Annotated in this window: 26 protein-coding genes; all 26 read left to right on the top strand. The window is 58.4% G+C overall.

Annotation, left to right across the window (positions count from 1 at the left end; translation table 11 throughout):
- Position 1 precedes the first annotated feature (1 nt).
- A complete protein-coding gene (rplD, locus tag IY73_RS02845; protein WP_053961751.1) occupies positions 2 to 649 on the top strand; it encodes a 50S ribosomal protein L4 in 648 nt (215 codons plus the stop codon).
- Entirely contained in the window at positions 646 to 951 is a 306-nt protein-coding gene (gene rplW, locus IY73_RS02840) for a 50S ribosomal protein L23 (RefSeq protein WP_053961750.1), read from the top strand. Before rplD ends, rplW begins: the two co-directional genes overlap by 4 nt.
- On the top strand, positions 951 to 1,787 hold the full coding sequence (rplB, locus tag IY73_RS02835; protein ID WP_053961749.1) for a 50S ribosomal protein L2: 837 nt from the start codon (positions 951 to 953) through the stop codon (positions 1,785 to 1,787). Before rplW ends, rplB begins: the two co-directional genes overlap by 1 nt.
- Before the next feature lie 14 nt (positions 1,788 to 1,801).
- A complete protein-coding gene (gene rpsS / locus IY73_RS02830; protein WP_053961748.1) occupies positions 1,802 to 2,083 on the top strand; it encodes a 30S ribosomal protein S19 in 282 nt (93 codons plus the stop codon).
- 11 nt (positions 2,084 to 2,094) lie between these two features.
- Complete coding sequence (rplV, locus tag IY73_RS02825; RefSeq protein WP_053962666.1) at positions 2,095 to 2,481, top strand: 50S ribosomal protein L22; 387 nt, start codon at positions 2,095 to 2,097, stop codon at positions 2,479 to 2,481.
- The gene (gene rpsC, locus IY73_RS02820) at positions 2,481 to 3,242 is read left to right on the top strand and encodes a 30S ribosomal protein S3 (protein WP_053961747.1); all 762 of its coding nucleotides are present in this window, start codon (positions 2,481 to 2,483) and stop codon (positions 3,240 to 3,242) included. Before rplV ends, rpsC begins: the two co-directional genes overlap by 1 nt.
- Positions 3,243 to 3,245: 3 nt before the next feature.
- Positions 3,246 to 3,662, top strand: a complete 417-nt coding sequence (gene rplP, locus IY73_RS02815; RefSeq protein ID WP_053961746.1) for a 50S ribosomal protein L16 — start codon at positions 3,246 to 3,248, stop codon at positions 3,660 to 3,662.
- Entirely contained in the window at positions 3,662 to 3,892 is a 231-nt protein-coding gene (gene rpmC, locus IY73_RS02810; RefSeq protein ID WP_053961745.1) for a 50S ribosomal protein L29, read from the top strand. The genes rplP and rpmC overlap by 1 nt, the downstream gene beginning before the upstream one ends.
- Positions 3,892 to 4,176 carry a 30S ribosomal protein S17 gene (rpsQ, locus tag IY73_RS02805; RefSeq protein WP_053961744.1) on the top strand — a complete coding sequence of 95 codons (285 nt, stop codon included), beginning with the start codon at positions 3,892 to 3,894 and terminating at the stop codon, positions 4,174 to 4,176. Before rpmC ends, rpsQ begins: the two co-directional genes overlap by 1 nt.
- 257 nt (positions 4,177 to 4,433) lie before the next feature.
- Entirely contained in the window at positions 4,434 to 6,002 is a 1,569-nt protein-coding gene (locus tag IY73_RS02800) for an FGGY-family carbohydrate kinase (RefSeq protein WP_053961743.1), read from the top strand.
- A 263-nt stretch (positions 6,003 to 6,265) separates the two neighbouring features.
- Positions 6,266 to 7,081: a hypothetical protein gene (locus tag IY73_RS02795; RefSeq protein ID WP_053978802.1), complete on the top strand. Its 816-nt coding sequence runs from the start codon at positions 6,266 to 6,268 to the stop codon at positions 7,079 to 7,081.
- Between the two features lie 222 nt (positions 7,082 to 7,303).
- Complete coding sequence (gene rplN / locus IY73_RS02790) at positions 7,304 to 7,672, top strand: 50S ribosomal protein L14 (protein ID WP_053961741.1); 369 nt, start codon at positions 7,304 to 7,306, stop codon at positions 7,670 to 7,672.
- Positions 7,672 to 7,986, top strand: a complete 315-nt coding sequence (gene rplX / locus IY73_RS02785; protein ID WP_053961740.1) for a 50S ribosomal protein L24 — start codon at positions 7,672 to 7,674, stop codon at positions 7,984 to 7,986. The genes rplN and rplX overlap by 1 nt, the downstream gene beginning before the upstream one ends.
- Positions 7,987 to 7,988: 2 nt before the next feature.
- Complete coding sequence (gene rplE / locus IY73_RS02780) at positions 7,989 to 8,552, top strand: 50S ribosomal protein L5 (protein ID WP_053961739.1); 564 nt, start codon at positions 7,989 to 7,991, stop codon at positions 8,550 to 8,552.
- 169 nt (positions 8,553 to 8,721) lie between these two features.
- A complete protein-coding gene (rpsH, locus tag IY73_RS02775) occupies positions 8,722 to 9,120 on the top strand; it encodes a 30S ribosomal protein S8 (protein ID WP_053961738.1) in 399 nt (132 codons plus the stop codon).
- A gap of 14 nt (positions 9,121 to 9,134) precedes the next feature.
- Positions 9,135 to 9,674, top strand: coding sequence for a 50S ribosomal protein L6 (gene rplF, locus IY73_RS02770; protein ID WP_053961737.1), 540 nt, complete (start codon positions 9,135 to 9,137; stop codon positions 9,672 to 9,674).
- Positions 9,675 to 9,676: 2 nt separating this feature from the next.
- Positions 9,677 to 10,069 (top strand): 50S ribosomal protein L18, encoded by a 393-nt coding sequence (rplR, locus tag IY73_RS02765; RefSeq protein ID WP_053961736.1) that lies wholly within the window; start codon positions 9,677 to 9,679, stop codon positions 10,067 to 10,069.
- A complete protein-coding gene (rpsE, locus tag IY73_RS02760) occupies positions 10,069 to 10,692 on the top strand; it encodes a 30S ribosomal protein S5 (protein ID WP_053961735.1) in 624 nt (207 codons plus the stop codon). Before rplR ends, rpsE begins: the two co-directional genes overlap by 1 nt.
- A gap of 2 nt (positions 10,693 to 10,694) precedes the next feature.
- Positions 10,695 to 10,880 (top strand): 50S ribosomal protein L30, encoded by a 186-nt coding sequence (gene rpmD / locus IY73_RS02755; protein WP_053961734.1) that lies wholly within the window; start codon positions 10,695 to 10,697, stop codon positions 10,878 to 10,880.
- Positions 10,881 to 10,883: 3 nt separating this feature from the next.
- Positions 10,884 to 11,330 (top strand): 50S ribosomal protein L15, encoded by a 447-nt coding sequence (gene rplO / locus IY73_RS02750; protein WP_053961733.1) that lies wholly within the window; start codon positions 10,884 to 10,886, stop codon positions 11,328 to 11,330.
- Positions 11,331 to 11,532: 202 nt separating this feature from the next.
- Positions 11,533 to 12,879, top strand: a complete 1,347-nt coding sequence (gene secY / locus IY73_RS02745) for a preprotein translocase subunit SecY (RefSeq protein WP_053961732.1) — start codon at positions 11,533 to 11,535, stop codon at positions 12,877 to 12,879.
- Positions 12,876 to 13,421, top strand: a complete 546-nt coding sequence (locus IY73_RS02740; RefSeq protein ID WP_053961731.1) for an adenylate kinase — start codon at positions 12,876 to 12,878, stop codon at positions 13,419 to 13,421. Before secY ends, IY73_RS02740 begins: the two co-directional genes overlap by 4 nt.
- Before the next feature lie 15 nt (positions 13,422 to 13,436).
- Positions 13,437 to 14,234, top strand: a complete 798-nt coding sequence (gene map, locus IY73_RS02735) for a type I methionyl aminopeptidase (RefSeq protein ID WP_053961730.1) — start codon at positions 13,437 to 13,439, stop codon at positions 14,232 to 14,234.
- A 213-nt stretch (positions 14,235 to 14,447) separates the two neighbouring features.
- The gene (infA, locus tag IY73_RS02730) at positions 14,448 to 14,669 is read left to right on the top strand and encodes a translation initiation factor IF-1 (protein ID WP_053961729.1); all 222 of its coding nucleotides are present in this window, start codon (positions 14,448 to 14,450) and stop codon (positions 14,667 to 14,669) included.
- Positions 14,670 to 14,824: 155 nt separating this feature from the next.
- The gene (rpsM, locus tag IY73_RS02725) at positions 14,825 to 15,193 is read left to right on the top strand and encodes a 30S ribosomal protein S13 (RefSeq protein ID WP_053962665.1); all 369 of its coding nucleotides are present in this window, start codon (positions 14,825 to 14,827) and stop codon (positions 15,191 to 15,193) included.
- Positions 15,193 to 15,591: a 30S ribosomal protein S11 gene (gene rpsK / locus IY73_RS02720; protein WP_053961728.1), complete on the top strand. Its 399-nt coding sequence runs from the start codon at positions 15,193 to 15,195 to the stop codon at positions 15,589 to 15,591. The genes rpsM and rpsK overlap by 1 nt, the downstream gene beginning before the upstream one ends.
- Positions 15,592 to 15,610 lie beyond the last annotated feature (19 nt).

The raw sequence follows: 15,610 nt of genomic DNA, 5'->3' as shown, positions 1-15,610 counted from the left end.
AATGGCTCTTACACTTGACGTCCGCACCCCGGCTGGCAAGACCGCCGGTACTGTTGATCTTCCTGCCGAAATCTTCGACAAGGAACCCAACATCGCCCTCATGCACCAGGTCGTAGTGGCCCAGCAAGCTGCTGCTCGCCAGGGTACCCACGCCACCAAGACGCGTGGCATGGTGTCCGGTGGTGGCAAGAAGCCGTTCCGTCAGAAGGGAACCGGCCGTGCCCGTCAGGGCTCGACCCGCGCTCCCCAATTCACCGGTGGTGGAACCGTTTTTGGTCCGCAGCCCCGTGACTACACCAAGCGCGTCCCCAAGAAGATGAAGGCTGCCGCCCTGGCTGGTGCCCTCACCGACCGCGTGCGCAATGATCGCATCTTCGTGATCAGCGAGCTCGTCGAAGGCCAGACCCCCTCCACCAAGGCCGCCCAGGACTTCCTGGCTGCCCTGACCGAGCGCACCAAGTTCCTCGTCGTCCTCGGACGCGAAGACCTGGCCGCCTGGAAGTCTATCGCCAACCTCGACTACGTCCACCCGATCGCCGCCGATCAGCTCAACACCTACGATGTGTTGAACGCTGATGACGTGGTCTTCACGGTGGAAGCTCTCAACACCTTCGTGTCCGCAAAGCAGCCTAAGGAGGAGACCAAGTGAGCACCATCGCAGATCCCCGCGACATCATCTTGGCCCCAGTAGTCTCCGAGAAGGCTTATGGCCTCATGGAACAGAACGTCTACACGTTCTACGTTGCTCCCGACGCCAATAAGACTCAGATCAAGATTGCCGTCGAGCAGATCTTCGGAGTTAAGGTCGCCAGCGTGAACACCGCCAATCGTCAGGGCAAGCGCAAGCGCTCCCGCACCGGCTACGGCCAGCGCAAGAGCACCAAGCGCGCCATCGTCACCCTCGTGGAGGGTAGCGAGCCCATCGAAATCTTCGGAGGAGCGGCTTCCTAATGGCTATTCGTAAGTACAAGCCGACGACCCCCGGTCGTCGCGGTTCGAGCGTCTCGGATTTCGCCGAGATCACCCGCTCGTATCCTGAAAAGTCTCTGGTTCGTCCCCTCTCCAAGACCGGTGGCCGTAACGTCCATGGACGTATCACCACCCGTCACAAGGGCGGCGGACACAAGCGCCAGTACCGTCTCATCGACTTCAAGCGTGTGGACAAGGACGGCGTGCCGGCTAAGGTTGCTCACATCGAGTACGACCCCAACCGCACCGCCAACATTGCGCTGCTGCACTACGTCGATGGCGAAAAGCGCTACATCGTGGCCCCTAAGGGCCTCAAGCAGGGCGCTATGGTCGAGTCCGGCCCAAACGCCGACATCAAGCCCGGCAACAACCTGCCGTTGCGCAACATCCCCGTAGGCACCACCCTTAACTGTGTGGAGCTGAAGCCGGGCGGTGGCGCTAAGCTCGCTCGTTCCGCCGGCGCTGGCATTCAGCTGCTCGGCCGTGAAGGTGCCTACGCTTCCCTGCGTATGCCTTCTGGCGAAATCCGTCGCGTCGATGTGCGCTGCCGCGCTTCCATCGGCGAGGTGGGCAACGCTGAGTGGTCCAACATCAACTGGGGCAAGGCCGGCCGTATGCGGTGGAAGGGCGTTCGCCCGACCGTCCGTGGTGTCGTTATGAACCCGGTTGACCACCCGCACGGTGGTGGTGAAGGTAAGACCTCCGGTGGTCGTCACCCGGTCAGCCCGTGGGGTCAGCCCGAGGGTCGCACCCGTAAGCCCAACCGTCCCAGCGACGCTCTTATTACGCGTCGTCGTCGCTCTGGTAAGAACCGTTAAGGAGGGAATGAAGTATGCCTCGCAGCCTTAAGAAAGGCCCGTTCGTAGACGAGCACCTCCTTGCTAAGGTGGACGCCCAGAACGAAAAGGGCACCCAGCAGGTTATTAAGACCTGGAGCCGTCGCTCCACCATCCTGCCGGATTTCATCGGCCACACTTTCGCTGTGCACGATGGCCGCAAGCACGTCCCCGTCTTCGTCACCGACTCCATGGTTGGTCACAAGCTGGGCGAGTTTGCTCCCACCCGCACTTTCAAGGGTCACATTAAGGATGACCGGAAGGGCAAGCGTCGATGAGCACTGAAAATATGACTGAGCGTACTAGCGCTCGCGCAACTGCCAAGTTCGTTCGCGTGGCTCCGTTCAAGGCCCGCCGCGTGATCGACCTTATCCGCGGTAAGTCCGTCGACGAAGCTGCTTCCATCCTGCGGTTCGCCCCGCAGGCTGCATCTGAGCCGGTGGCGAAGGTTCTCGCTTCTGCAGTCGCAAACGCTGAGAACAACTTCAACCTGGATCCCGCTGATCTCGTTGTCTCCGCCGCCTACGCGGACGAAGGCCCGACCATGCGTCGCTTCCAGCCGCGTGCCCAGGGTCGTGCTTTCCACATCCGGAAACGCACGAGCCACATCACCGTCGAGGTCGCACTGCGCTCCGCTGTTGCCGGCCGCAAGAACCAGAAGGGAAGTGCTCGCTAGTGGGTCAGAAAATTAACCCCGTGGGCTTCCGCCTGGGCATTACCGCCGATTGGAAGTCGCACTGGTACGCCGACAAACAGTACGCCGAGTACGTTGCTGAAGATATCAAGATCCGCAAGTTCCTGCGCGAAAACCTGGAACGTGCCGGTGTGTCCTCCATCAACATCGAGCGCACCCGTGATCGCGTGCGTGTGGACATCCACACCGCCCGTCCGGGCATCATCATCGGTCGTCGTGGCGCCGAAGCTGAGCGCATCCGCGGAGAGCTGGAAAAGCTCACCTCGAAGCAGGTTCAGCTCAATATCCTCGAAGTGAAGAGCATCGATGCCGACGCACAGTTGGTTGCCCAGTCTGTCGCCGAGCAGCTCTCCAATCGTGTCGCTTTCCGTCGCGCCATGCGCAAGGCTATTCAGTCTGCCATGCGTCAGCCGCAGGTCAAGGGCATCAAGATTGTGTGCTCCGGCCGCCTGGGTGGCGCCGAAATGTCGCGCTCCGAGCGTTACCACGAAGGCCGTGTGCCGCTGCACACCCTTCGTGCTGAGATCGACTACGGCACCTTTGAAGCCCGGACTACCTTCGGCCGCATTGGCGTGAAGGTCTGGATCTACAAGGGTGACGTCGTTGGTGGCCGTCGCGAATCCGCCCTCGCTGTGCAGGAAGCAGAGCGTGGCCGTCGCGGAGGACGCCCCCGTCGTGGTGGCCGTCCCTCCAACCGCCGCAACTCCCGCGCTGGCGCAGCTGACCAGAAGAAGGAGGCATAACACATGCTTATCCCTCGTCGCGTCAAGCACCGCAAGCAGCACCACCCCGGCCGCTCCGGCATGTCCAAGGGTGGCAACAAGATCAACTTCGGTGAGTACGGTATCCAGGCTCTCGAGCCCACCTACTTGACCAATCGTCAGATCGAAGCTGCTCGTATTGCTATTAACCGCCACATCAAGCGTGGTGGCAAGGTCTGGATTAACGTCTTCCCGGACCGCCCGCTGACCAAGAAGCCCGCTGAAGTCCGTATGGGTTCCGGTAAGGGTTCCGTGGAATGGTGGGTTGCCAACATCAAGCCCGGCCGAATTCTCTTCGAGATTTCCTACCCGGATGAGGCTATTGCTCGCGAGGCCCTGCGCCGCGCTCAGCACAAGCTTCCGATTAAGACCCGTATCGTCGCTAGGGAGGAGCAGTTCTAATGGCACTCGGAACTTCCGCCGCTGAGCTGCGTGAGCTCAGCAATGCCGACCTCGAAGCTAAGCTTCGTGAGTCCAAGGAGGAGCTGTTCAACCTCCGTTTCCAGCTTGCCACTGGCCAGCTCGATAACAACCGTCGACTCGGTGTCGTCCGCAAGGATATCGCCCGCATCTACACCGTGCTTCGCGAGCGTGAGCTCGGTCTGAGCGCCGTTCCGGGTGGTGACGAGTAATGAAGGAAAATACCGTGGCTAACGACACCCAAGAGCGTGGAAGTCGCAAGGTCCGCATCGGCTACGTCGTGTCCGACAAGATGGACAAGACTATCGTTGTGGAACTGGAAGATCGCGTTAAGCACCCGCTGTACGACAAGATCATCCGCCGCACCTCCCGCGTGAAGGCTCACGACGAGAACAACACCGCTGGTATCGGCGACCGCGTGCGGATCATGGAGACCCGCCCGCTCTCTGCTACCAAGCACTGGCGTCTCGTGGAGATCCTCGAAAAGGCCAAGTAACCTTTGTCCTTTTGAGGCCTCACTACCGTGAGACTGAAGAGCTCATAGAAACTACCCCACACCGCAGCGGTGTGGGGTGGTTTTGTCTATTCCCCCAACACTATGCATTACAAGTTTTCAAAAGTGGTCAACTTGTAACGGTGTTTCCACAGGTCGCACTACATGGTATGGAAACTGCCATGCCGTCTCCAAGAATAATCTGGCTCATGAACCTAGAGTAAGAGCTACATCAGTACCTCCCTCCTGAAGGGCTATAAATGAGCAAAGACTATTTGGCCGTTATTGACATCGGCACGCAGAGCAGCCGCGTCATCGTTTTCGATACACATGGAAACGTCATCTCCAAGGCAAGCCGTACAGCGAAGCCGTATTACTCCAAGCAACCCGGTTGGGCCGAGCTCCCCTCCGACCAGGTGTGGAACGACTGCCAGGTGATCCTCAAGGAAGTCACCGACGACATGGGCGAAGAAAAGAACAACATTCGCTCTCTCGCCATTACAGCAAACCGCGACAACATCATGCCGTTGGATGAAAACCTGAAGCCCATGCGTGACTGGATCATCTGGCTCGATAAGCGCCAGACCCCCGAGGCCGTCTACGATATTCACCACAAGGCCACCATGAAGACCCGCGTCGTCTCCGGCGTCGCTCGTAGCCTTATGGAATACGTCGCCTCCAACTCCAAGTTCAATTGGCTGAAGTACAACGAGCCAGAGACCCACCAGCAGGCTGCCTACTACTGCACCCTGTCCGGTTACCTCACCCTTAAGCTCACCGGAAAGACTGCCGATGCCACTGGCATGCAGTGCGGCTTCCTCCCCTTCGACAATGCCTCCGAAGACTGGTTCAAGTACGACTTTATCTATGAAATCTTCGGCGTCCGCCGTGATCAGATGTTTGACCTCGTCAAGCAGGGTGGTATCCTCGGCAACATCACCGCCGAAGCCGCCCAGATCACTGGTTTGCCCGAAGGTCTCCCCGTTGTCGCCACCGCCGGTGACAAGCAGGTCGAATCCCTCGGCGCAGGTGCCTTCACCCCCGAAGAAGCCGTCATCTCCTACGGCACCATGGCGTCCCTGTCCGTCATGATGGACAAGGCCGTCAGCGACAGCAAGTTCAAGTTCAACACTTTCCCCAGCGCCCTGGAGAAGAAGTGGAACGCTGAATTTAACATCTACCGTGGCTACTGGCTCATCACCTGGTTCTGCCGTCAGTACACCGGACGCGACGACAACCACGGTGAGTTCCTCCGCGAGATGGACGAAGCAGCTGAGTATGTGCCTGCTGGCTCCAACGGGCTCTTCCTCTTCCCGTTCTTCACCCCTCACGAGGGCTTCTACCCACGTGGTAAGGGCGCCATTTTCGGCCTCACCGACGCACACCACCGGGCAGATATCTTCCGGTGCTTCCTCGAAGGCATTGCGTTCGCCATGCGTCAAGGCCTTGACGTCATCGAGAAGGCCTCTAAGCAGCAGCCGAAGCGCGTGGTTGTGTGCGGTGGCGGATCTCGCTCCGACGTGGGCATGCAGATCACGGCAGACATCCTCAACCGTCCGACCGTGCGCCTCGACACCGTTGAAGTGTGTGCCATCGGTGCCGCCATCCTCGGTGGCATGGCAGTGGGAGTCTTCAAGAGCGCAGAAGAGGGCGTCAAGTCCATGCGTGAAGAAGTGAAGGTATTCACCCCGAACCCTGAGAATGTCAAGATCTACGAAGATCTGTACAACAATGTCTACCTGCCGTACTACAACAAGAACAAGGATGCCTTCAAGGTTCTTGATAAGTACAGCCACCTGCAGGAAAAGGCTCCTGAAGCAGACCGCTAAAGACAGCAATTCCTCCAAGCACGAATGCTCACCTAGTCTCAGGGGAGGCCCGTCACCGGCCACGATGATGGGTCTCCCCTGTGGTATGTCGGGAGTGTAAAGGAGTGCACAAGAAAACAGCGGGTCTCTCTTGTTCTCTCCCCCAAGGTGGAGTAAACCCAGTATTGTCACACTCACTATCTCTCGCTGGTGTACTCCCCACCATCCAATCGCTCAGTCCCCATCCACACCTCTTCATAGTCGAGATAAGTAGATACTGCGCAATGAAGTCCCGCGCCGCCCGCATCCTTTCCCCCTGGATCACCTTTCACGCCACTGTTTCACACCGTCGTCAGCGCCTAGTTCGGCGTATGTGCTCGGCCACGAGTGCTCTTTCTTTGCTGAGCTCGCTGGCCGGGGGAGCGGTGGCTACGGCTGCCCCGATCCACTCCGAATTCCCTGGACCAACCCTCGTCACTGCACCCACCGGAGAAACAGTCGACGAGTTCAATGTCGTCCACCAAACTGATCCGCTCGTACATATCGCCAGCATACAAACGGATGGTCTACACATTACTGAGTGCATGGCAGGATACCTCTTTCAACGCGACGGAGTGTTCTACGGCATCACCACCACTGCCTGCGGCTCCACCGGCACCGTCGTCTCTAAACTGGGACAGCGCGGCCAAACACAGCGGGTGGGAGAGATTGTCGCTCACGACAAGGCCGACTCCTTTCTCGCTGTCATCCGCTTCGACAAGCATGTCCGGCAGGGCCACAGTTACCCGAACCTGCCCCGCGGAAAGCACCCACGTCCGTTCATCAACCGGCTGGACTACTTCGGGCGTGGCGCACACAGCCTTGACAATCCACTTGTACTCAGCTACCCCAGTGACGATGCTGATGGAGTCTCCACCTTCGCATTCAGCTGTGAACCCCGTTTTGCCATCCCCGGCAGCCCGCTGGTCATCAATCGCAATACCACCGTGGGGCTCTACACCTCAATGCTCTCGACTTCGTTGGACACCATCGGGATCTGCTTCGGCGTAACGACGGCCTATCTGGAGGATTTCGCGCAGCAGGGGACCTGGCTGCAGTAACCGTAAATTTGGTCATTTACCTGCGGGATTCTATACTTGAAAAGTTGCTGTCTGTACAGGGCACAGCTGTGCCCATCGCCGCTTTTGTCGGTGTGCGGATCGGATCGCCTTACCCAAGGTGAATTAGCTTGTGCCAGTTGGATAGCAACACATTTCACTAGACCGCGTATATGTAGGTCGGAAATCTCATATACGTACAAGATTTCCTGGTCAGGAGTAACAATGATTCAGCAAGAGTCGCGGCTTAAGGTCGCCGACAACACTGGTGCACGCGAGCTGCTGTGCATCCGTGTTCTCGGTGGTTCCGGCCGCCACTACGCCGGGATCGGCGACGTCATCGTCGCCTCTGTTAAGGAAGCCATTCCCGGCGGCAATGTTAAGAAGGGCGATGTCGTCAAGGCCGTCATCGTTCGCGCTAAGAAGGAAACCCGTCGTCCCGACGGCTCCTACATTCGTTTCGACGAGAACGCTGCTGTCATCATCAAGAATGACAACGAGCCTCGCGGCACCCGTATCTTCGGACCCGTCGCTCGTGAGTTGCGCGACCGTCGCTTCATGAAGATCATTTCTCTCGCTCCGGAGGTGCTGTAATGAAGGTACGCAAGGGCGATAAGGTTCTCGTCATCTCCGGTAAGGACAAGGGCGTCGAGGGCAAGGTCATCGAGGCCTATCCGAAGACCAACAAGGTCCTCGTTGAAGGCGTTAACCGCATTAAGAAGCACACCGCTAACTCTGCCAACGAAGTCGGCGCACAGTCCGGTGGAATTGTCACTCAGGAAGCCCCCATCCACGTGTCTAACGTCATGGTTCTTGACGCCGACGGCACCCCGACCCGGGTGGGTTATCGCAAGGACGAGAACGGCAAGAATGTCCGTATCTCTCGCCGGAGTGGGAAGGATCTCTAATCATGACCGATGCCCTTACCCCCCGTCTGAAGACCCGCTACCAGACCGAGATTAAGGACGCTCTCCAGAAGGAATTCACCTACGAGAACGTCATGCAGATCCCGGGTCTCACGAAGGTTGTCGTCAACATGGGTGTTGGCGCCGCCGCCCATGATGCCAAGCGCATCAACGGTGCTGTGGAAGACCTCACCGCCATCACCGGCCAGAAGCCGGAAATCCGTCGTGCCCGCAAGTCCATCGCTAACTTCAAACTGCGCGAAGGCCAGGCTATTGGCGCTCGCGTCACCCTGCGTGGCGACCGCATGTGGGAATTTCTCGACCGCTTGCTGACCACCGCTCTGCCGCGTATTCGCGACTTCCGCGGTCTGTCTGACCAGCAGTTCGATGGCCACGGCAACTACACCTTCGGTCTCACCGAACAGTCTATGTTCCACGAGCTGGACATTGACAAGATTGACTTCCCGCGCGGCATGGACATCACTGTCGTGACCACCGCGGTGAACGATGATGAGGGACGTGCTCTCCTCCGTGAGCTGGGCTTCCCCTTCAAGAAGAACAACAAATAAGTTGAGGCGCTGTGAGGCTGGGAGCAGCACACGCTGACCCAGCCACGCAGAACCTGCCGGACTGGATAACCAGTTCGGTTCCCAAATTACTTCGCAGAAGGCCCACGATGAGGCGGGAATCCGCCGCATGTTGCATGGGAACCACGGCGAGAAAGGTAGAAGATCGCTCATGTCGATGACCGATCCGATCGCAGATATGCTTACGCGCGTTCGTAACGCGAGCTCTGCATTCCACAGCGAGGTCGCAATGCCGGCCTCCAAACTCAAGATCAACATTGCGGAGATCTTGAAGAACGAGGGCTACATCGCCAACTACACCGTCGAAGACGCCAAGGTTGGCAAGACCCTCACCCTCGAGCTTAAGTACAGCTCTTCCCGTGAGCCGGGAATTCTTGGACTACGTCGTATCTCCAAGCCGGGTCTCCGCGTGTACGCCAAGTCCGATAACCTGCCGACCGTACTGGGCGGCCTGGGTGTGGCCATCATCTCCACCTCCCAGGGTCTGCTGACCGACCGTCAGGCAACCGAGAAGGGTGTAGGTGGGGAAGTCCTCGCCTACGTCTGGTAAGGAGGACTGGCACAATGTCACGTATTGGTAAGAATCCCATTGTCGTTCCGGCCAATGTGGAAGTGGAAATCGATGGCCAGGACGTCGAGGTGAAGGGTCCCAAGGGCACTCTCTCTCTGACTGTTTCTGAGCCCATGAAGGTGTCTCGTAACGAAGACGGTGCCATTGTCGTTGAGCGTCCTAATGACGAGCGCGAAAACCGTGCCCTGCACGGCCTTTCCCGCACCCTCATCAACAACATGGTGATCGGTGTTACCGAGGGCTACACCAAGAAGATGGAAATCTACGGCGTTGGTTACCGTGTGCTGCAGAAGGGCAAGGACCTCGAGTTCTCCCTCGGCTACAGCCACACTGTGCCCGTCGAGGCTCCAGAAGGCATCACCTTCACCACCGATGGCGCCACCAAGTTCGCCGTGAGCGGCATTGATAAGCAGCTCGTCGGCCAGGTTGCCGCCAATATCCGTCGTCTGCGGAAGACCGACCCCTACAAGGGCAAGGGCATCCGTTACGAAGGCGAGCAGATTCGCCGCAAGGTCGGAAAGGCTGGTAAGTAAGCATGGCTGAAGACAAGCGTCAGAATATTGGTAAGGACGAGTCCACCAAGCGTCGTGCCTCCCGTGCCCGCCGCCACGCCCGTCTGCGCAAGAAGGTTGCTGGTACCGCCGCACGCCCCCGTATGGTCGTGAACCGCTCTACCCGCAACATCCACGTTCAGATCATCGACGATCTGGCTGGACACACCCTCGCCGCAGCTTCCTCCATCGAAGCTGATGTGCGTGCCCTGGAAGGCGACAAGAAGGCCAAGGCCGCTAAGGTTGGCGAGCTCATTGCCGCCCGCGCCAAGGCCGCAGGTATCGAAAGCGTCGTGTTCGACCGTGGTGGTAACAAGTACCACGGCCGCATCGCCGCCCTCGCCGATGCCGCTCGTGAAGGAGGTCTGGAGTTCTAATGGCAGAACGTCAGCGTCGTGAAGGCGGAGAGAATTCCGCCAACAGCCGCGAGCAGCGTCGCGGTCGTCGTGATGAGCGCAACAACGCTCGGAACGAGGAAAAGGAAAACAACTACATCGAGCGCGTTGTCACCATCAACCGCGTTGCCAAGGTCGTGAAGGGTGGTCGTCGCTTCAGCTTCACCGCTCTCGTCGTCGTTGGCGACGGCAAGGGCATGGTCGGTGTGGGCTACGGCAAGGCCAAGGAAGTTCCTGCCGCCATCTCCAAAGGCGTTGAAGAAGCTCGCAAGAACTTCTTCCGCGTGCCGATCATCGGTACCACCATTCCCCACCCGGTCCAGGGTGAGGATTCCGCTGGTGTCGTAATGATGCGTCCCGCCTCCGAAGGTACTGGTGTGATTGCTGGTGGCGCTGCCCGTGCAGTGCTCGAAGCCGCCGGTATCTCCGACATTCTCTGCAAGTCGCTGGGTAGTGACAACTCCATCAACGTTGTGCACGCAACTGTAGATGCCCTCAAGCAACTCCAGCGTCCTGAAGCTGTTGCTGCCCGTCGTGGCAAGGCTGTGGACGAGGTTGCTCCGGCCGGTATGCTGCGTAAGCGCGCCGCAGGACAGGAGGCATAGTCATGGCACTTAAGGTGACTCAGGTGCGCGGCACCGTGGGCAGCAAGGCAAACCAGAAGGCTTCCCTGCGTACCCTCGGTCTGCGTAAAATCCATCAGTCCGTGGTTCGCGAGGACACCCCGCAGGTCCGTGGTCTGATCAACGCTGTTCGCCACCTCGTCGAGGTCGAAGAAGTAGCGGGAGAGTAAAACATGACCATTAAACTGCATGATCTGAAGCCTGCAGAAGGCTCCACCAAGGCTAAGACTCGCGTCGGTCGTGGTGAAGGCTCCAAGGGTAAGACCGCTGGACGCGGTACCAAGGGTACGAAGGCCCGCAAGAATGTCTCCCCGGCATTCGAAGGTGGCCAGATGCCTATTCACATGCGTCTGCCGAAGCTCAAGGGATTCAAGAACCCGGCTCGCAAGGAATACGCCGTTGTCAACGTTACCGACCTGGCACGCCTGTTCCCCAAGGGCGGCGAGGTATCCCTCGACGATCTCCAGGCAGTTGGCCTCGTGAAGAAGAACGAGCTCGTCAAGGTGCTCGCCCAGGGCGACATCGACGTAGCCGTCCAGGTAAGCGCCCACAAGTTCTCCGGTGCTGCCAAGGAAAAGATTGAGGCTGCTGGCGGTTCTGTGACCGTCGTCGAAGCCTAGTCTTCGCCCAGAGACAGTAGTGGTGACCACGTGGTCGCATTTCCACTGGAAGGCGACCCGTGGTCACCCTTTCTCTATAATCCTGATATTCTCGAATAGTCGCTGCGGTTCCCCCGTAGCCGCAGTCCTAGTCGACGGAGACACTCCGTCACACACATGTCACAGCTGCAGCTCTATCAGGGCTGCTCTGGCAGGAGGATAAGTGTCATCACGCATTGCTGCCACCTGGAAGAATAAGGAACTTCGTCGGAAGATCCTGTTCACCCTCGGCATTATTATTCTGTACCGCATTGGCGCCCAGATTCCGTCTCCTGGCGTGAATTACACCGCGGTGAAAGCCGCCCTCGACAATATGCAGTCGAGCGATGGCTCCAACGGCGTCTACCAGCTCATTAACCTGTTCTCTGGTGGCGCGCTGCTGCAGCTATCCATCTTTGCCCTCGGCATCATGCCGTACATTACGGCGTCGATTATCGTCCAGCTGTTGACTGTGGTTATCCCTCGCTTCGAAGAGCTGAAGAAGGAAGGTCAGTCCGGCCAGACAAAGATGACGCAGTACACGCGTTACCTCACCGTCGCCCTTGCCCTCCTGCAGTCTGCCGGTGTGGTGGCCATGGCAGCCTCTCCGAACAGCCAGTTCCTTCCCGGTGTACAGGTCTTTGATGCCGGTGAAGGCGATGGTATCCAGATTCTTGAAATGGTCACGGCTATTTTGGTCATGACCGCCGGTGCTATCCTCCTGATGTGGCTGGGTGAGCTCGTCTCCGAGCGCGGTATCGGTAACGGTATGTCGCTCCTCATCTTTGCTGGTATCGCGTCCCGTATGCCGGTGGAGGGTTCCGCTATTCTCCGCCAGTCGGGTGGCTTCCGTTTCGCGGCTGTCGTTATTGCTGCGCTTTTCATCATCATTGCCGTTACCTTCGTGGAACAGGGGCAGCGTCGTATCCCGGTCCAGTACGCCAAGCGTATGGTCGGCCGTCGCATGTATGGTGGTGCCTCTACCTACCTGCCGCTGAAGGTGTGCCAGGCCGGTGTTATCCCCGTCATCTTCGCGTCCTCCCTTATCTACGTCCCGGTGCTCATTACTACCATCGTGCAGCAAGCTCAGGGAACTGGAGAGCAGGCTTCTTGGTGGGATAAGCATGTGATGACTTGGCTGACACAGCCTTCTACCTGGCAGTACACTCTCCTGTACTTCATCCTCATCATCTTCTTCTCATACTTCTATGTGTCGGTGCAGTTCGATCCCACCGAGCAGGCTGACAACATGAAAAAATACGGCGGCTTCATCCCCGGCATTCGCCCCGGCCGCCCCACTGCCGAGTACCTCGGCTTCGTTATGAACCGACTCCTCCTCGTTGGTTCCCTCTACCTCGCTGTTATCGCTATTCTGCCGAACCTCTTGATCAGCATCGGGTCCGGTGGCTCCGGCCACAACTTCCCGTTCGGTGGTACCGCAGTGCTGATTCTTGTCAGTGTTGGCCTCGACACGATTAAACAGCTGGAAAGCCAGCAGATGCAACGCAACTACGAAGGATTCCTCAAGTGAGACTCGTACTCGTCGGCCCTCCTGGGGCAGGTAAAGGCACCCAAGCCACTCTCCTCGCTGAAAAGCTTGGTATTCCCCACGTCTCTACCGGTGACCTCTTCCGTGCCAACATCGGCGAAGGCACCGAGCTAGGTCTGGAAGCCAAGAGCTACATGGACTCCGGAAACCTCGTGCCCGCCGAACTCACCAACCGTATGGTAGATGCACGCCTCGACGAAGCTGACGCTCAGAATGGCTTCCTACTGGATGGCTTCCCCCGCTCCGTTGAGCAGGCCGATGCCCTCAAGGAAATGCTGGATGGGCGCGGCGTTACCCTTGATGCGGTGGTGGAGTTCCAGGTCGATGAAGATACCGTTGTCGAGCGTATGCTGGCTCGCGGACGCGCAGACGACACCGAAGACGTCATCCGCAACCGTATGGCTGTCTACCGCTCCGAGACTGAACCCCTCATCGACTATTACAAAGATGTGATCATCCCGATCAACGCTGTGGGCACCGTGGAAGATATTCACGAGCGCACCATGGCAGCTCTCCAGAAGTAGGAGCCCGCCCAACGCATGGGTATTTTCAAAAAGCATACTGTTCCCACCCGGACCCCCGGTGAACTTGACGCTATGGAAGCTGCTGGCCGCATCGTCGGCCAGGCTCTCCTGGCAGTTCAAGCCGCGGCGGCTCCGGGTGTGAACACATTAGAGCTCGATGCACTCGCCGAAAGCGTGATTCGTGACGCCGGTGCCGTTCCCTCCTTCAAGGGCTATCATGGTTTTCCCGGCTCCATTTGTACATCCCCCAATGAAGTCGTTGTCCATGGCATCCCCCGACGTAGCACCATCCTCAAAGAGGGGGATCTCCTCTCTATCGACTGCGGAGCAATTCTCGATGGATGGCACGGAGACTCCGCCCTCACTGTAGAGATCGGCACTGTTGACGCAGATGTTGCTGCCCTCAACCGCGCGACTCATGACGTTCTCGCGGCAGGTATCGCCCAAATGGTGCCGGGGAACCGATTAGGGGATATCTCCCACGCCATTGAAGTCGCGGCCAACGAGGCCTCCCGTCGCTATGGCTATACGTTCGCCATCGTGAAAGAGTTCGGTGGACACGGTATTGGCCGAGAAATGCACATGGATCCCTACCTTCCCAACGAGGGTAAACCCCACCGCGGCCCCTTCCTCGAAGAAGGTTCGGTACTGGCAATTGAGCCCATGTTGACGTTGGGAAGCCCCTGGACGGTGGAGCTCTCAGACAACTGGACCACCATCACCGACGATGACTCTTTCTCGGCACACTGGGAACACACCGTTGCCGCAACGGCTGAAGGACCCCGGATTCTCACTATCCGTGAGGATTCCTAAACCCCATTTGTGCAGGATTTGCGGCATTTAGCTGCGAATGGCTAGACTTGTTTGTCGGTACCTTTCTATAAGTGTGCCCACAAACGGATCAGTAGCGCCTCATGCGCATCGCTTGCGGTTCTCCCAAGAGTCTCGAAAGCGCTTGTGTTATAGGTGATCCACCAGATAATTGTCAACGAGAAAGACCGTCTACCGGTCTGGATAGTAGAGGATATGGCCAAGAAAGAGGGAGCCATCGAGGTTGAGGGCCGCGTTGTCGAGCCTCTGCCGAATGCAATGTTTCGCATCGAGCTAGAGAACGGACACAAGGTGCTCGCCCACATTAGCGGAAAGATGCGTCAGCACTACATCCGTATTCTCCCCGAGGACCGTGTCGTCGTCGAGCTGTCCCCGTACGACCTGACTCGCGGGCGAATCGTCTACCGCTACAAGTAAGAAATTTTCGCCTCCCACTGCCTTGCGGGCAGTCCCAGACTCTCCGCAATACCCTCGGCTGTGACGGCTGAGGCCTCGCCCACGCAAGAGACAATGCGTGGTCAACAGGGATGGAATGGGAGAAAACCGTCACTGTACTGGAAGGAAATGCCTCTATGGCACGCCTTGCTGGTGTCGACCTCCCCCGCGAAAAGCGGATGGAGATCGCACTGACCTACATCTATGGCATTGGCCGGAAGACCGCCAAGGACATCCTTGACGCCACCGGCATTAGCCCGGACCTTCGTTCCAAGGACCTGACCGATGATGATGTCGCCAAGCTACGCGACCACATCGAAAATAACTACAAGGTTGAGGGTGACCTCCGCCGCGAAGTTCAGGCCGACATCCGTCGCAAGATGGAAATCGGCTGTTACCAGGGTCTGCGCCACCGTCGTGGCCTGCCCGTTCACGGTCAGCGCACCAAGACCAACGCCCGCACTCGTAAGGGCCCGAAGAAGACCATCGCCGGGAAGAAGAAGTAATGCCTCCTAAGACTCGTTCCGTTAAGGGCGGTCGTCGTCGCGAGAAGAAGAACGTTCAGCACGGCGTCGCTCACATCAAGTCCACCTTCAACAACACCATTGTGTCCATCACGGATCCCTCCGGTGCTGTCATCTCTTGGGCCTCCTCTGGCCACGTGGGATTCAAGGGCTCCCGTAAGTCCACCCCGTTCGCCGCTCAGCTGGCTGCCGAGAATGCTGCCCGCAAGGCCATGGATCAGGGCATGAAGAAGGTCGACGTTCTTGTTAAGGGTCCCGGCTCCGGCCGTGAGACCGCCATCCGCTCCCTCCAGGCTGCCGGTCTTGAGGTTGGCACGATTTCCGACGTGACTCCGCAGCCACACAACGGCTGCCGTCCGCCGAAGCGTCGCCGGGTCTAGGAAAGGGAGATAGATAAAT

This window comes from Lawsonella clevelandensis, from assembly GCF_001293125.1.
In the GTDB taxonomy this organism is placed as follows: domain Bacteria; phylum Actinomycetota; class Actinomycetes; order Mycobacteriales; family Mycobacteriaceae; genus Lawsonella; species Lawsonella clevelandensis.
The sequence above is the reverse complement of the archived record's forward strand: the minus strand, read 5'-3'. Positions and strand labels throughout refer to the sequence as shown.

Bases quoted from the DNA above. Each gene is read 5' to 3' on its own strand.
- rpsS (WP_053961748.1), top strand. From the start codon at position 1,802: ATGCCTCGCAGCCTTAAGAAAGGCCCGTTCGTAGACGAGCACCTCCTT.
- rplX (WP_053961740.1), top strand. From the start codon at position 7,672: ATGAAGGTACGCAAGGGCGATAAGGTTCTCGTCATCTCCGGTAAGGAC.
- rplD (WP_053961751.1), top strand. From the start codon at position 2: ATGGCTCTTACACTTGACGTCCGCACCCCGGCTGGCAAGACCGCCGGT.
- rplR (WP_053961736.1), top strand. From the start codon at position 9,677: ATGGCTGAAGACAAGCGTCAGAATATTGGTAAGGACGAGTCCACCAAG.
- rplN (WP_053961741.1), top strand. From the start codon at position 7,304: ATGATTCAGCAAGAGTCGCGGCTTAAGGTCGCCGACAACACTGGTGCA.
- rpsK (WP_053961728.1), top strand. From the start codon at position 15,193: ATGCCTCCTAAGACTCGTTCCGTTAAGGGCGGTCGTCGTCGCGAGAAG.
- rpsQ (WP_053961744.1), top strand. From the start codon at position 3,892: ATGAAGGAAAATACCGTGGCTAACGACACCCAAGAGCGTGGAAGTCGC.
- rplV (WP_053962666.1), top strand. From the start codon at position 2,095: ATGACTGAGCGTACTAGCGCTCGCGCAACTGCCAAGTTCGTTCGCGTG.
- rpmD (WP_053961734.1), top strand. From the start codon at position 10,695: ATGGCACTTAAGGTGACTCAGGTGCGCGGCACCGTGGGCAGCAAGGCA.
- rplO (WP_053961733.1), top strand. From the start codon at position 10,884: ATGACCATTAAACTGCATGATCTGAAGCCTGCAGAAGGCTCCACCAAG.
- rpsM (WP_053962665.1), top strand. From the start codon at position 14,825: ATGGCACGCCTTGCTGGTGTCGACCTCCCCCGCGAAAAGCGGATGGAG.
- rpsE (WP_053961735.1), top strand. From the start codon at position 10,069: ATGGCAGAACGTCAGCGTCGTGAAGGCGGAGAGAATTCCGCCAACAGC.
- map (WP_053961730.1), top strand. From the start codon at position 13,437: ATGGGTATTTTCAAAAAGCATACTGTTCCCACCCGGACCCCCGGTGAA.
- IY73_RS02795 (WP_053978802.1), top strand. From the start codon at position 6,266: ATGAAGTCCCGCGCCGCCCGCATCCTTTCCCCCTGGATCACCTTTCAC.
- IY73_RS02800 (WP_053961743.1), top strand. From the start codon at position 4,434: ATGAGCAAAGACTATTTGGCCGTTATTGACATCGGCACGCAGAGCAGC.
- rpsH (WP_053961738.1), top strand. From the start codon at position 8,722: ATGTCGATGACCGATCCGATCGCAGATATGCTTACGCGCGTTCGTAAC.
- rplF (WP_053961737.1), top strand. From the start codon at position 9,135: ATGTCACGTATTGGTAAGAATCCCATTGTCGTTCCGGCCAATGTGGAA.
- rplP (WP_053961746.1), top strand. From the start codon at position 3,246: ATGCTTATCCCTCGTCGCGTCAAGCACCGCAAGCAGCACCACCCCGGC.
- rpmC (WP_053961745.1), top strand. From the start codon at position 3,662: ATGGCACTCGGAACTTCCGCCGCTGAGCTGCGTGAGCTCAGCAATGCC.
- infA (WP_053961729.1), top strand. From the start codon at position 14,448: ATGGCCAAGAAAGAGGGAGCCATCGAGGTTGAGGGCCGCGTTGTCGAG.
- rplB (WP_053961749.1), top strand. From the start codon at position 951: ATGGCTATTCGTAAGTACAAGCCGACGACCCCCGGTCGTCGCGGTTCG.
- rplE (WP_053961739.1), top strand. From the start codon at position 7,989: ATGACCGATGCCCTTACCCCCCGTCTGAAGACCCGCTACCAGACCGAG.